The sequence below is a fragment of the Cryobacterium sinapicolor genome (assembly GCF_004403465.1).
Taxonomy (GTDB): domain Bacteria; phylum Actinomycetota; class Actinomycetes; order Actinomycetales; family Microbacteriaceae; genus Cryobacterium; species Cryobacterium sinapicolor.
Genome location: NZ_SOGQ01000011.1, coordinates 68,623 through 81,492, shown reverse-complemented (window position 1 = coordinate 81,492; position 12,870 = coordinate 68,623). Strand labels below are relative to the sequence as shown.

At 69.0% G+C, this 12,870-nt stretch carries 11 protein-coding genes; 5 read left to right on the top strand and 6 right to left on the bottom strand.

Translation table 11 applies throughout. From position 1 onward, the window contains the following. Positions 1-175: 175 nt before the first annotated feature. On the top strand, positions 176-862 hold the full coding sequence (locus tag E3T28_RS01755; RefSeq protein WP_134427314.1) for a nucleotidyltransferase family protein: 687 nt from the start codon (positions 176-178) through the stop codon (positions 860-862). 8 nt (positions 863-870) lie between these two features. Here the strand turns inward: E3T28_RS01755 and E3T28_RS01750 are convergent, their stop codons facing one another. Further along, entirely contained in the window at positions 871-1,074 is a 204-nt protein-coding gene (locus tag E3T28_RS01750) for a hypothetical protein (protein ID WP_134427312.1), read from the bottom strand. Between the two features lie 122 nt (positions 1,075-1,196). Between E3T28_RS01750 and clpS the strand changes: the two genes are divergently transcribed. Both clpS and E3T28_RS01740 read left to right on the top strand, forming a co-directional pair. Further along, positions 1,197-1,481, top strand: coding sequence for an ATP-dependent Clp protease adapter ClpS (clpS, locus tag E3T28_RS01745; RefSeq protein ID WP_241979121.1), 285 nt, complete (start codon positions 1,197-1,199; stop codon positions 1,479-1,481). Beyond that, positions 1,481-2,050: a DUF2017 family protein gene (locus tag E3T28_RS01740; RefSeq protein WP_241979122.1), complete on the top strand. Its 570-nt coding sequence runs from the start codon at positions 1,481-1,483 to the stop codon at positions 2,048-2,050. Before clpS ends, E3T28_RS01740 begins: the two co-directional genes overlap by 1 nt. Before the next feature lie 48 nt (positions 2,051-2,098). On the opposite strand, the gene E3T28_RS01735 is transcribed toward E3T28_RS01740, so the two are convergent. Both E3T28_RS01735 and E3T28_RS01730 read right to left on the bottom strand, forming a co-directional pair. Then, a complete protein-coding gene (locus E3T28_RS01735; RefSeq protein ID WP_134427308.1) occupies positions 2,099-3,415 on the bottom strand; it encodes a glycosyltransferase in 1,317 nt (438 codons plus the stop codon). Beyond that, positions 3,412-5,637, bottom strand: coding sequence for a glycosyltransferase (locus E3T28_RS01730; protein WP_241979120.1), 2,226 nt, complete (start codon positions 5,635-5,637; stop codon positions 3,412-3,414). The genes E3T28_RS01735 and E3T28_RS01730 overlap by 4 nt, the downstream gene beginning before the upstream one ends. A gap of 119 nt (positions 5,638-5,756) precedes the next feature. Here E3T28_RS01730 and E3T28_RS01725 point away from each other — a divergent pair, with 119 nt between their 5' ends. Then, positions 5,757-8,072 carry an FdhF/YdeP family oxidoreductase gene (locus tag E3T28_RS01725; RefSeq protein ID WP_134427304.1) on the top strand — a complete coding sequence of 772 codons (2,316 nt, stop codon included), beginning with the start codon at positions 5,757-5,759 and terminating at the stop codon, positions 8,070-8,072. A 16-nt stretch (positions 8,073-8,088) separates the two neighbouring features. Continuing rightward, positions 8,089-9,459 carry a phosphatase PAP2 family protein gene (locus tag E3T28_RS17620; protein ID WP_338145378.1) on the top strand — a complete coding sequence of 457 codons (1,371 nt, stop codon included), beginning with the start codon at positions 8,089-8,091 and terminating at the stop codon, positions 9,457-9,459. On the opposite strand, the gene fdhD is transcribed toward E3T28_RS17620, so the two are convergent. The 3 genes from fdhD to fdhA form a co-directional block, all read right to left on the bottom strand. Beyond that, complete coding sequence (gene fdhD / locus E3T28_RS01715) at positions 9,456-10,316, bottom strand: formate dehydrogenase accessory sulfurtransferase FdhD (protein WP_134427302.1); 861 nt, start codon at positions 10,314-10,316, stop codon at positions 9,456-9,458. The genes E3T28_RS17620 and fdhD overlap by 4 nt on opposite strands. 6 nt (positions 10,317-10,322) lie before the next feature. Next, positions 10,323-11,351: a GTP 3',8-cyclase MoaA gene (gene moaA / locus E3T28_RS01710; RefSeq protein WP_134427300.1), complete on the bottom strand. Its 1,029-nt coding sequence runs from the start codon at positions 11,349-11,351 to the stop codon at positions 10,323-10,325. A gap of 151 nt (positions 11,352-11,502) precedes the next feature. Beyond that, positions 11,503-12,717: a formaldehyde dehydrogenase, glutathione-independent gene (gene fdhA, locus E3T28_RS01705; RefSeq protein ID WP_134427298.1), complete on the bottom strand. Its 1,215-nt coding sequence runs from the start codon at positions 12,715-12,717 to the stop codon at positions 11,503-11,505. Positions 12,718-12,870 lie beyond the last annotated feature (153 nt).

Genomic DNA, 12,870 nt, shown 5'->3' with positions numbered 1-12,870 from the left:
CCTCCGGCTGGCAGATCCGCATGGTGAAAGGCAAACCCGAAGTCAGGGCACCACTCTGCTACGACCCAACCCAAACCTGGCGGACCACGGGCAACCACCGGGCCAGGCCTGAGTTCCGGTCTCGACAGGCTCGACCACCGCACATCTGAACCCGCACCGTCCTACGATGGCAGGCATGCCCACCTCTCCCGCCACGATCGCCGGCCTGGTGCTCGCGGCCGGCGCCGGCTCCCGCTACGGCCTGCCCAAGGCGCTGGCACGGGACGAAGACGGCATCCCCTGGCTGGTGCGCACGATCGGCGCACTCACGGATGCCGGCTGCTCACCGGTGATCGTCGTGCTCGGCGCCAAGGCCGCAGAGGCCCGAGCGCTGCTCGACGAATTCGGCCTCACCGCGTCGGTCGTCGTCGCCCGAGCCGACGACTGGGTGGAGGGGCTATCCGCATCTCTGCGGGCCGGCCTCCGGCAGGCAACCGAACTCCAAGCAACCCACCCACAGGCAACCAGCCAACAAGCAACACAACGGTCAGCCCACTTACAGTCGCCGCCACTACTGCCGGCCCCGATTGCCGTGGCGATCGTTCCGGTCGATGTCCCGGGCCTGCGGGAGAGCACGGTCGCACGCCTGATCGGCACGCTGCCCGGAGAGCCAGACTCCGACGTCGGCCCGTACACGCTGCGGCAGGCCGGGTTCGACGCCCGTCCGGGACACCCGGTGGTGATCGGGCGAGCACACTGGGCCGCTCTCATCGGCTCCGCCACCGGTGACACCGGTGCGCGCCCGTACCTGCGATCCCACGACGTCCGGCTGATCGACTGCACCGACCTGGAGACCGGGCTCGACGTGGACACGCGCGACTGACCGCCGATTCACACCGAAAAGACCTCCGCGCCCACCTGCGGCGTGATCCCGGCATCCGTGGAGTCGTAGGTCCACATGCCCGGCGCTCGGGTCGGCAGCCCACGGTCGCGCTCTCCGTTAGGACCTCTGTGCTCGAAACCCTCCGGCGCCGCGGTCGGCGCGCTGCTGCTGCCGCAGGGCATCGCCTGAGGGATCGCCCTGTCGGCGGTCATCACCCTCGTCGTCACCGCCATCGGCCACGCGGCCGGCCACCCTCACCACGCACCCCGAACCCGGCCGGTCGCACCGGCCACACCGGGTTGGAATTGCCACCCCTCCGTGTGAGGCTTAACCCGTGCCGAAGACTGACGAACGACTCGATCTGCGGGACGCCGTGTCCCTCGATCACCCCTGGATCACGATCGTCTGGGACGACCCGGTGAACCTGATGTCCTACGTCTCGTACGTGTTCCGCAGCTATTTCGGCTTCTCCGCCCAGGAGTCCGAGCGCCTCATGCTGCAGGTGCACAACAACGGTAAGGCCGTGGTCGCCACCGGCAACCGGGAGGCAATGGAACGCCACGTCGAGGCCATGCACGGCTACGGCCTGTGGGCCACCCTCGCCAAGGCCGACTCGTGATGCAGTTCATGCAGGCGAGCGAGAACGCCGACAGCGTGACCGCCCGGTTCGAGCCCGTCGAGATCGGCCTGCTGCGCCTGGCCGCCAGCCAGCTGATCGACCTGCTGGAGGCAGCCGAGACCCACAGGCTCGGCACATCCGGTGACCCGGCCCTGCGCCGGCTGCTGCCGGATGCCTACACCGACGACCCGGAGGCCGCCGCGGAATTCCGCCGGTTCACCGCCGACGACCTGCTCGAGCGCAAGGTGCGGAACGCCCGGTGCCTGCTCGCGACGCTCGGCGAGGAACCGCTCGCCGACGTCGCCGACGAACCGGACGATGCCGAGCTGAACGATGCCGACACAGCAGCCGACGACGCCGACCAGCCCGTGACCATCGACCTCGACGCCGACGACGTGCAGGCCTGGCTGCGCACCCTCACCGACTTGCGCCTCACCCTCGCAGAACGCCTCGAGATCGGGTCCGACGGGGTGCCAGGGCGAAGCGACGACGAGGCACCGTTCCTGCACGACATCTACGACTGGTTCGGCATGGTGCAGGAGTCCCTGGTCTACGCGATCGACGTCTGACCCTGACAGCGCGCACCGCGCCAGCGCACGCCGCGCCAGCGCGAACCCCTACGACTCGACCGGCACCGCCAGCAGCGCCGCATACGCCCGCTTGGGCCCGGCCCCGTCCTGCAGCGACGAGCTCAACCGGTCGAGGCTGCGCCGCGCGTCCCCGTCGAGCGCGAGCAGCGCGGCCATGGCCGCCCGGAGCTCCTCGGCCGTGGCCGTGTTGGGCGCGAGCGAGAGCCCGAAACCGCACCGCTCGACCGCGGCGGCCCCGGCGAACTGGTCGGTGGAGAAGGGCAGCAGCAGCAGCGGAACCCCCGAGGTCATCGCCTCCGTGACGCTGTTGTTGCCGCCATGCGACACCGCCAGCGCCGAGTGCGCCAATACGGTGACCTGCGGCAGGAATGCGCGCACGAGCCACGAGTCCGGGATCGGCCCGAGTTCCGCGGGGTCGGTGGCCCCGGTGGCGACGGCGACCCGCACGTCGAGTGAGGCAAGGGCCTCGGCCACCCGGGCGAGGACATCCCCGCGCACCGACAGGAAGCTGCCGAAGCTGACGTAGACGACCGGGAGGTCGCTATCCATGGCGAGCCACACGTCCACCTCCTCATCGGCGGCCTCCTCGCGAACGGCCGAGCCGAGGAAGGCGTGCGCCGGAAGCAGCTCGCCCCGGGCGGCGTCGTGCAGTTCGGCCGGGTAGTTGAGCAGCAGGATGTCCCCGGACTCCATGAAGGCATCCGGGCTCGGCGACGCGGCCGGGTCGAGCACCAGCAGCGCTTCGTTCCACTGGGTGGTGAACGCGTCCCGCACGCTCTCGCAGGTCGTCCGCAGGGCGTCGAGGTCGGCGATGTCGGGCGCGAAGGCGAGCGGCCACTCCGGCGGGAAACCGTAGACCTCGCCGCCCACGGGCAGCGCCGACGGGTGGCCGAGCACCACATCCGCGTGACGGATGCCGGCACTCACCAGGGCCAGTCGCGCGCTGAACGCCAGGTGGTCGACAATCACGTGGTCGGGTCGCACCTCGGCCACGATGAGCTGCACCGCGCGGGCCACCTCGACCGGGTTCCAAAGCAGGTCGCTGCTACGGGCCTCGGCCTGGAAGGTGAGCGTCTCGACCATGCCGAGCCTGGTGGCGTCGAAGAATCCGCGGAGCGCGTCGTCCTCGCCCTTCGGCTGTTCCTCGGCGCGGATCGTGCCGGGGTTCGAGCCGCGGCCGAGTTGCAGGTGCACACGCTCGAATCCGAACGCGGCCACGATGTCGGCCGTGGCCGGACCGCTGGCCACCACGACCCGCTCGCCGGCTTCGCGCCAGGCGGTGCCCAGGGTCGCCAGCGGGAACAGGTGGGAGGCGTAGTCCGGGCTGATGATCAGCAGCGTCATGAAACGTTCACGAGGTAGGCGCCCGACTCGTTGCTGTCCGCGACGTCGCGGTAGACCCGGGTCAGCGTTTCCGCCATGGCCTGGATCGTGAAGGAACGGGACACCATCTCCCCCGCCCGGTCGGCGGACTCCGGTCCGGCGGGGCCGGCGGCCAGGTCGAGCGCCGCGCTGATCCCGCCCGCCAGGGCCGCCGTGTCGCCGGTGTCGACGAGGAAACCCGTCACCTCGTGCTCCACATAGGTGGCAGGGCCGCCGGAATTCGGGGCGACGACCGTGAGCCCGGTGGCCATGGCCTCAAGCAGAGCGATGCCGAATTCCTCCTTCATGCTCGCGCAGACATACGCCCCATGCGGTGCCGCCAGTCCGGGCCGGCCGTACCGGGCCGCGGCCAGCCAGTGCAGGGCGGTGTCATTGGTGCGGTGCCCCGCCAGCAGCAGGCCCTCGCCGGCCGCGTCCCCCGGGTCGACGGCCGCGTACATCTGGTCCAGCTGGCTCTTCTCGTCGAGGGACGGGTCACGCAGGTCCCCGCCGAGGATGAGCAGATTGCAGCGGGCGCGAAGGTCGGCATCCGCGGCCCAGGCCCGAACCAGCGCCGCCATGCCCTTCACGCGGTGCAGCCGCCCGACGGTGACGGCGAGCGGAAGCCCGCGCCGGCTCGGCGGAAGGGTGGCGAGGAGCTCATCCAGTTCGGCCAACGCCGCGGCGCCGGTCGGGCTGGTTGCGCCGTCCGCACTGGTTGCCACGTCGGGGGCCGCGAGTGCGCCGGCCGGGCCGGCGGTGAGGCGGGCATCCGCCAGGGCACGCTCGATCACGGCGAGGTCGATGCCCTCCGCGATCACGGAGTGACGTTCCGGATGCTGTTCGATGTCGATTCCCACGAGGTCGCGCATGTCGCGCCGCAGCTCGGGCCGAGGGAAGAGCACGGTGTGCGCGGCATCCGCGGCCAGCCGCTGCACGAGCCGGGCCCGGAACCAGAAGTGCTCGGTCTCGTCGACCGTGCCGAAGTTCGCCCGGGTGAGCGTCCCGGACGTGTCGAGGGAGTGGATGACGCTGTGCGGGTCGGGGGCCACCGTGAACACGATCGGAATGTCGAGGTCACGGGCCACGGTGGACGCGGCCAGCGTGCCGATGTCGGCCATCCGCAGGTGGATCGCGTCGACGGTGCCGGCGGCGCGCAGAATGCGACGGATGCCGCGCTGGGTCGCAATCCGCCGCGGCCAGGCGTCGACCGAGGCGACGGGTTCGCCCAGGAAGGGCACGGTCGCGAAGGCGTGTTCCGCGAGGGTGGACCCGACCTCGGACAGGGAGGTGAGCGCCTCGGCGAAGCTGCCGCGGGAGAGGGTGAGCACCCGTTCGACGGAACCGCCGCCCGCGCCGCTGCCGCTGCTGCTGCGACTGCCGCTGCCGCCGGCGGAGACGAGCGCATCGCCCAGGCGCACGAGCAGCGTGGCGATGCCGCCGTTGTCGCCGGCGCCCACCTGGCTGAGCTCGCGGTCGATGTCGGCGTGCAGGAAGAGCTGGGCCACCGTGAGCCCCTGGCTCCATGGCGGGCGGGGGTAGGCCGGCACGGTCAGGTCGATCAGGGCGAGCCGGGCCACGTCGGCGAGCACGCCGCTGCCCTGCGACAGGTCGCTCACGATGCGGATGCTGGCCTCGTTCGGACCCTGGTCGCCGAGGGCGGCGATCGCCGCCGCGCGCACCTCGTCCGGCTCGGCCGCGTCGACGGCGACGCGGCGCAACAGACGTTCGGGGATGCGCCCGGCGATGAGACCCATGGTCTCGACCAGTCGGGCGCGGGCGCCGCACTCCTGCACGCCGATCAGGGTGCCCTCCAGGGCGAGCGCCACATGCTCCGGCACCGACGAACCCCACTGCTCGAGGGTGCGCTGCGCGATCATGCCGGAGAAGCCGCCGTCGACCACCATGCTCAACAGCCCGGAGAGCGCCGCGAACCGGGGCAGCCGGGCGCCGAACGCCCACGCCGTGTGCTCGCGGATGAAGAGGGAGTCGTGGGTGAGCAGCGACACGAGCACGTCGTCCGCGGACTCGTCGAACACTTGGCCGAGCGAGTGGATGGCCGCAATCGCCGTCAGTTGATCACCGTGGTCGGTGGCCGCCTGGGCAAGCAGTCGCACGGCGCGGATTCCGCCGTCCCGGCTCGCTGCGATGGTCAGGTCGTCGGCGCAGCGGATACCGTCCAGAATTGACCGGGTCTGCCGCATTGTGTCCAGCGTCGTGTGAGTTCCCACGGTGCCCTCTCTCTGTCCTGTTTCACCCAATCCGGTTCAACATACACGGGGCTGATGTCGGAACGCCTGGCCGAAAGGCGCAAAATGGAGTCATGACACGACGCGCTCCGATCGAAGACATCAACGAAGACAATCTGGTCGTCACGAAGCCGAAGAAGTCCGCGGCCGGTGTGGAAGCGGTTCTGGTGGCGCTCGATCGCGGGTTCGCTCAGGCGGGCGTCCCCCGCACGGCAAAGGCATTGCTGCGCCTCAACCAGCGCGACGGCACTGACTGCCCCGGCTGCGCGTGGCCGGAGTCGCAGGGTCACCGCAAGACGGCGGAGTTCTGTGAGAACGGCGCCAAGGCCGTCGCTGAGGAGAGCACCAAGCGCACCGTGACCCCGGCGTTCTGGGCCGAGCACTCGATCGAGGAGCTCGCCACGAAGACCGAGTACTGGCTCGGCAACCAGGGCCGAATCACACATCCGGTGGTCATCCGTCCCGGTGACACGCACTACTCCCAGATCTCCTGGAACGACGCCTTCGAGCTCATCGGCGAGCAGATCCGGGCCACCGTTCCCGACCGCACGGTCTTCTACACCTCGGGTCGCACCGCCAACGAGGCCGCGTTCCTCTACCAGCTGTTCGCCCGCTCGATCGGAACGAACAACCTGCCGGACTGCTCGAACATGTGCCATGAGTCCTCCGGAAGCGCCATGAACGCAACGATCGGCATCGGCAAGGGCACCGTCTCGCTCGAGGACATCCACCACGCCGAGCTGATCCTCGTCGTCGGCCAGAACCCGGGCACCAACCACCCGCGGATGCTGTCGGCCCTCAAGGAATGCAAGGACAACGGCGGCCGGGTCGTCGCCGTCAACCCGCTGCCCGAGGCCGGGCTGTTCAACTTCAAGGACCCCCAGTCGGTCTCCGGCCTGATCGGCGACGGCACCGCGCTCGCGAACGAGTACCTCCAGATCAAGGTCGGCGGCGACCTGGCCCTGTTCCAGGCCCTCGGCCATCTGCTGCTCGAGGAGGAGGAGCGGGTTCCCGGCTCCGTCGTCGACGCGGAGTTCGTCGCGGCGAACACCCAGGGACTCGACGAGTACCGGGCCGCCCGCAAGACCATCGACTGGGCCGAGACCGAGAAGGCCACCGGGCTCACCCCGGTGGAGATCTCCACCCTCGCGCGGATGATGGTCGACTCCCAGGCCACGATCATCTGCTGGGCGCTCGGCCTCACCCAGCAGCCGCACTCGGTCAACACGCTCAAGGAGATCATCAACCTGCTCCTCCTGCAGGGAAACTTCGGCAAGCCGGGCGCGGGCGCCTGCCCGGTTCGCGGCCACTCCAACGTGCAGGGTGACCGCACCATGGGGGTCTGGGAGAAGCCCAAGGAGTCGATGCTCGCCGCTCTCGACAAGGAATTCGGCATCGAGTCCCCGCGCAAGCACGGCCTCGACTCGGTGGACACCGTCGAGGCTTTCGAGAACGACGACGTCGACGTGTTCGTGTCGATGGGCGGCAACTTCGCCCTCGCCTGCTCCGACACCGTGGCCCTCGAGGCCGCCATGCGGCGCGTGGGTCTGACCGTGCACGTGTCGACCAAGCCCAACCGGTCGCACATCATGCACGGCAAGACCTCACTCATCCTGCCGACCCTGGGGCGCACCGACACCGACGACAAGCACCCGGGCGGACGGCAGGTGCTCTCGGTCGAAGATTCCATGTCGGTCGTGCGCACCACACAGGGGCGCCTGGAGCCGGTCTCCGAGCACCTGCTGTCCGAGCCGGTCATCGTCGCCCGGATGGCCAGCGCCACCCTCGGCGAGGATCACGTGATCGATTGGAAGGCGATGGCTGACGACTACGACGTCATCCGTGACCGCATCGCGCGCGTGCTCCCTGGCTTCACCGATTTCAACGCGCGCCTCAAGACGAAGAACGGTTTCGTGCTGCCCAACCCGCCGCGCGACACCCGCAGCTTCGCCACCGACATCGGCCGGGCCCGGTTCACGGTCAGCCCGCTCGAGTACCTCACCCCGCCGGCCGGCCACCTGATCCTGCAGACCATGCGCAGCCACGACCAGTACAACACCACGTTCTACGGGCTGGACGACCGCTACCGCGGCATCTCCGGCGGACGCCGGGTCATCCTGATCCATCAGGACGACGCCACCGAGCTGGGCTTCGCGGACCGGGACATGGTCGACGTGATCAGCACGTTCCAGGGCGAAGAGCGCCGCGCCGACGAGTTCCGCCTGGTGGTCTACCCCACCCCGCGGGGCTGCGCGGCCGCGTACTTCCCCGAGGCGAACGCCCTGATGCACCGCGAGCTCGTGGCCCGGGAGTCGAACACCCCCGGCTACAAGGCCATGTCGGTGCGGTTCATCGCGCACGAGGCGGCGCACGCTGCGTCGCCGAGCTGAGCACTCCGAGCTGATCATGGGTGAGGGGGCAGAGCGCGTCACCCGCCGGTGGCCGCTGTTCAGCGGCCTGGCCGCCGTGGCGCTCGCGGTGGGGCTGGGCGTGATCATCGCCCGCAACGGCAGGCCGTTCGTCCTGGACACGGAGTGGATGATACTGGTGTCCGCCAACCGGGCACCGGCGTGGGACTCCCTCGCCCTCGTGATGAACAGCCTGGGCGGCGGCCTCTTCGCCTCCGTCGCCGTGCCGGTCCTGCTCATCGGCCTGCTCCTGTTCCTGAAACGTCCTTGGGCCGCGGGGTACGCACTTCTGGTGACCGTGGTCTCCGATGTCTCCGTGCGCCTGCTCAAGGGGCTCTTCGGCCGGGCCCGCCCAACAGGCCTCGAAGACCTGCTGGTCAACGTTGATTTCGGGTCGTTCCCCTCCGGGCACGTCGCCAATGCGACGACGCTGGCGATGATCCTGGGGGTGCTCTTCCCGTTCTGGTGGGTCTGGCTGGCCGGGGTGCTGTACACGGTCACGATGATGCAAAGCCGCACCTATCTGGGCGCGCACTGGCTGACCGACACCATCGGCGCGGCGCTGCTGGTGGTCGGTATCGCGGTGGTGCTCTGGGCTCCCCTGGCCGCACGACTCGACGCCGAACGCCGACGGAGCCGCGCGTCGCATCCGTGGCGCACGTTCTACCACCGGTACGTCGTGGAGACGCGGGGACTGGATGCCGGTTCCCACCGCATCCTTCGCGTCACCGCGATCGCCTGCGTGGGTTCCGGCGCCGTCTTCTTCACGGTCACGCTGCTGAGCGTGCTCGGGGAGGGCGGCCTCACCGCGATCGACGTCCCCGTGCAGGAGTGGCTGCTGGAGAGCCGCTCCCCCGCTCTGACAACTGTGATGATCGTGCTGGCGGTCGTGTTCGGGCCGATCGCGCTCCCCCTGATCGTGCTGGTCGTGTGCGTGGGCTGGGGACTGATCACCCGGCAGGCCTGGCGCCCGCTGCTGCTCGCCGGGGCCATGGCGACCGGCGTGGTGCTGGCTCAGATCATCGGCCGCACGATCGACCGCGAGCGACCGCCGACCGACCTGATGCTGTACGGCACGGACCTCACGCACTCCTTCCCGTCCGGCCACGTGCTGGGCGCGTCCGACTTCCTGCTGGTGACCGCCTACCTCGTGCTCTCACGTCGTCTCCGTGGGCGGGCCACCGCACTCGGCCTCGGCATCGCCGGGGTCGGTATCGTGCTGGCGGCCCTCAGCCGCCTGTACCTCGGCTACCACTGGACCACGGATGCCCTCGCCTCCGTTTCGATCTCCCTGGTGGTCCTGGGCTGCGTGATCGCCGTCGACACCTGGCGCACCGTGCGGGTGGTCGAACCCGCGGTGCGCGACTAGCCCGAGACGCTCTGCTGCGTCCGCACGCCGCTCTCGATGCGTTCTGCCCCGGCGTAGATCACCATGGAGTCGCCGCGCAGGAATCCGACCACCGTCATGCCCACCTCGTCGGCGAAATCGGCGGCCAGCGACGACGGCGCCGACACGGCGGCGAGCACGGGGATCCCGGCCATCAGCGCCTTCTGCGCCAGCTCGAAACTCGCCCGGCTCGACACCATCAGCACCGTCCCGGTGAGGGGCAGCAGGTCTTCCTTCAGCGCCCAGCCGATGACCTTGTCGACCGCGTTGTGGCGGCCGACGTCTTCGCGTAGCACCAGCATCCGCCCGGTGGCGCCGTCGAAGAGGGCGGCCGCATGGATGCCGCCGGTCTTCTCGAACACGGCCTGGGCGGCGCGCAGGGCCTCGGGGAAGGTCGTCAAGAGTGCCGCGTCGACCCGCAACGGGTCGTCCAACACCGGGAACGCCGACTTCGTGCGCACGGCGTCGATGCTCGCCTTGCCGCAGAGTCCGCAGGAACTGGTTGTCAGGAACGACCGTTCCAGACTCGGGTCGGGCGGTGTGACGCCGGGTGCGAGCAACACGTCGAGCACGTTGTAGGTGTTCTCCCCGTCGACCGTGGCTCCGGCGCAATATCGGGCCGTGAAGAAGTGCTCGCCCCGGGTGATGACGCCCTCCGACACCAGGAACCCGGCGGCCAGGTCGTAGTCGTTCCCGGGGGTGCGCATCGTGACGGCGAGGGAGCGGCCGTTCACACGGATCTCGAGCGGCTCTTCGACCGCCAGCACGTCTTCGCGGGTGGTGGGCTGGCTGCCCACCGTCAGACGCACGACCTTGCGCCTGGCCGTGATTCTGCTCATCTGGATTCACCCACCGATGTACGACATTTCGATTCTTTTCTTAGCGGATGCGCGCAGCCGGCCGGTCTCGGCGCTGCGCAGCTCCGAGTAGCGGTCCGTGCGCTCACGCCAGATCTGCGTCATCACGGCGGCCAGCTGCTCGTCGGTGCTGCCGCCGCGCATCAGGGCGCGCAGGTCGTGCCCTTCGGTCGCGAACAGGCAGGTGAACAGCTTTCCGTCGGTGGAGACCCGCGCCCGCGAACAGGAGTGGCAGAACGACTGCGTGACGCTGGAGATGACGCCGATCTCCCCTTCCCCGTCGCGGTAACGCCACCGGCGGCTGGTCTCGCCGTTGTAGTTGGGGGCCACCTCCTCGAGCGGAAGTTCGGCGTTGATGCGCGCCACGACCTCGCCCGAGGGCACCACGTCAGCCATCTCCCAGCCGTTGCTGGAGCCCACGTCCATGAACTCGATGAAGCGGAGGATGTACGGGGTGCCCTTGAAGTGGCGCGCCATGGCGACGATGTCCTGGTCGTTCTGCCCGCGTTTGAGCACCATGTTGATCTTGATCGGGCCGAGCCCCGCCGAGTGAGCCACGTCGAGGCTGTTCAGAACCTTGGAGACCGGGAACTTCACATCGTTCATGGCCCGGAAAGTTGCGTCGTCCAGCGAATCCAGTGACACCGTGACCCGCTTGAGCCCCGCATCCTTCAGTGCCTGGGCTTTCAGAGCCAGCACCGAACCGTTGGTGGTCATGGCGATGTCGATCGGCCGGCCGGCCGGGGTGCGGAGCTCCGCCAGCATCGCCACGAGTTCTTCGATCCCCTTGCGCAACAGCGGTTCGCCGCCGGTGAGACGGATCTTCTCCACCCCGTGCGCCACGCTGATCCGTGCCAGCCGGGTCATCTCCTCGAAGGAGAGAAGTTCGTCACGTTCCATGAACGCGAAGTCCTTGCCGAACACCTCCTTGGGCATGCAGTAGACGCAGCGGAAGTTGCAGCGGTCGGTGACCGAGATACGCAGATCGTGCAGGGGGCGTTGGAACTGATCAATCATCTCTCCACACTAACCGCCGCCCTCTGCGGCACTAGTCCCTCGGGACGGTGACAAATGCCCGGACCCCGGACCCCGGACCGGCCCACGGAAGAACAGGACACCCGGCCGGGGCGAACCGCCGGCCGGGTGTCCTGTCACTGGTCGAACGTGCCTACTTGATGTACTGGTTCGGGTTCAGCACGTACTTGACCGACTTTCCGGCGTCGAACTCGGCGTACCCGCGCGGGGCATCCTCCAGGCTGATCGCCTGGGCGTTGACGGCCTTGGCGATCTGCACCTTGTCGTGCAGGATCGCCATCATCAGCGACCGGTTGTACTTCATCACCGGGCACTGACCGGTGGTGAAGGAGAGGGACTTGGCCCAGCCGAGCCCCAGCCGGATGGACAGCGAGCCGACCTTGGCAGCCTCGTCGACCCCGCCCGGGTCACCGGTGACGTAGAGCCCCGGGATGCCGAGGCCACCACCGGCGGCCGTGACCGTCATCAGTGAGTTCAGCACCGTGGCCGGACGCTCCGTTCCGGCATCCTTGCCGTGGCCGCGGGCCTCGAAGCCGACCGCATCCACACCGCAGTCGACGGTGGGTTCGCCCAGGATCTGCTCGATCTGGTCCTGAGGATCTCCCTTCCGCAGGTCGATGGTCTCGCAGCCGAAACTGCGGGCCTGCGCCAGGCGTTCCTCGTTGAGGTCGGCGACGATGACGACGGCGGCACCGAGCAGCTGCGAGGATGCCGCCGCGGCCAGACCCACCGGGCCCGCTCCGGCGACGTAGACGGTGGAGCCGACCCCGACGCCCGCGCTGTACGCTCCGTGGAACCCGGTCGGGAAGATGTCGGAGAGCATGGTGAGATCCATGATCTTGTCCAACGCCTGGTCCCGGTCCGGGAACTTCAGGAGGTTCCAGTCCGCATACGGCACCAGGACGTACTCGGCCTGACCGCCGACCCAACCGCCCATGTCGACGTAGCCGTAGGCGCTGCCCGGGCGGTCGGGGTTGACGTTGAGGCAGATTCCGGTCTTCCGCTCCTTACAGTTGCGGCATCGGCCGCAGGAGATGTTGAACGGAACCGAGACGATGTCGCCGACCTTGATGAATTCGACGTCGGGCCCGCATTCGACCACCTCACCGGTGATCTCGTGGCCGAGGACGAGGTCCGACGGCGCCGTCGTGCGCCCGCGGACCATGTGCTGGTCCGATCCGCAGATGTTGGTGGTGACCGTGCGGAGGATGACCCCGTGCGGCACCTTGCGGCCCACGTTGGCCGGGTTGACGCCCGGTCCGTCTTTCAGCTCGAAGGTCGGATAGTCGATGTCGATGACCTCGACGACGCCCGGGCTCTTGTAGGCAACTGCTCTGTTCCCTGTCATGAAGTACCTTCCTAGTTCCTGTGTGCTTCCCTCAAAGCGTGACCCGTCGGGCCGCGCGAGACTGCATCGAATTTCTAGTTGGTGCCGGGTGGTGCATTTTTTTGCTGCACGTCTAGGTGACTCCATAAGGCCTGGGAATTCAAGGGGCATGCT

Bases quoted from the DNA above. Each gene is read 5' to 3' on its own strand.
- E3T28_RS01755 (WP_134427314.1), top strand. From the start codon at position 176: ATGCCCACCTCTCCCGCCACGATCGCCGGCCTGGTGCTCGCGGCCGGC.
- E3T28_RS01750 (WP_134427312.1), bottom strand. From the start codon at position 1,074: ATGACCGCCGACAGGGCGATCCCTCAGGCGATGCCCTGCGGCAGCAGC.
- E3T28_RS01740 (WP_241979122.1), top strand. From the start codon at position 1,481: ATGCAGTTCATGCAGGCGAGCGAGAACGCCGACAGCGTGACCGCCCGG.
- E3T28_RS01735 (WP_134427308.1), bottom strand. From the start codon at position 3,415: ATGACGCTGCTGATCATCAGCCCGGACTACGCCTCCCACCTGTTCCCG.
- E3T28_RS01730 (WP_241979120.1), bottom strand. From the start codon at position 5,637: ATGCGGCAGACCCGGTCAATTCTGGACGGTATCCGCTGCGCCGACGAC.
- E3T28_RS01725 (WP_134427304.1), top strand. From the start codon at position 5,757: ATGACACGACGCGCTCCGATCGAAGACATCAACGAAGACAATCTGGTC.
- E3T28_RS17620 (WP_338145378.1), top strand. From the start codon at position 8,089: ATGGGTGAGGGGGCAGAGCGCGTCACCCGCCGGTGGCCGCTGTTCAGC.
- fdhD (WP_134427302.1), bottom strand. From the start codon at position 10,316: ATGAGCAGAATCACGGCCAGGCGCAAGGTCGTGCGTCTGACGGTGGGC.
- moaA (WP_134427300.1), bottom strand. From the start codon at position 11,351: ATGATTGATCAGTTCCAACGCCCCCTGCACGATCTGCGTATCTCGGTC.
- fdhA (WP_134427298.1), bottom strand. From the start codon at position 12,717: ATGACAGGGAACAGAGCAGTTGCCTACAAGAGCCCGGGCGTCGTCGAG.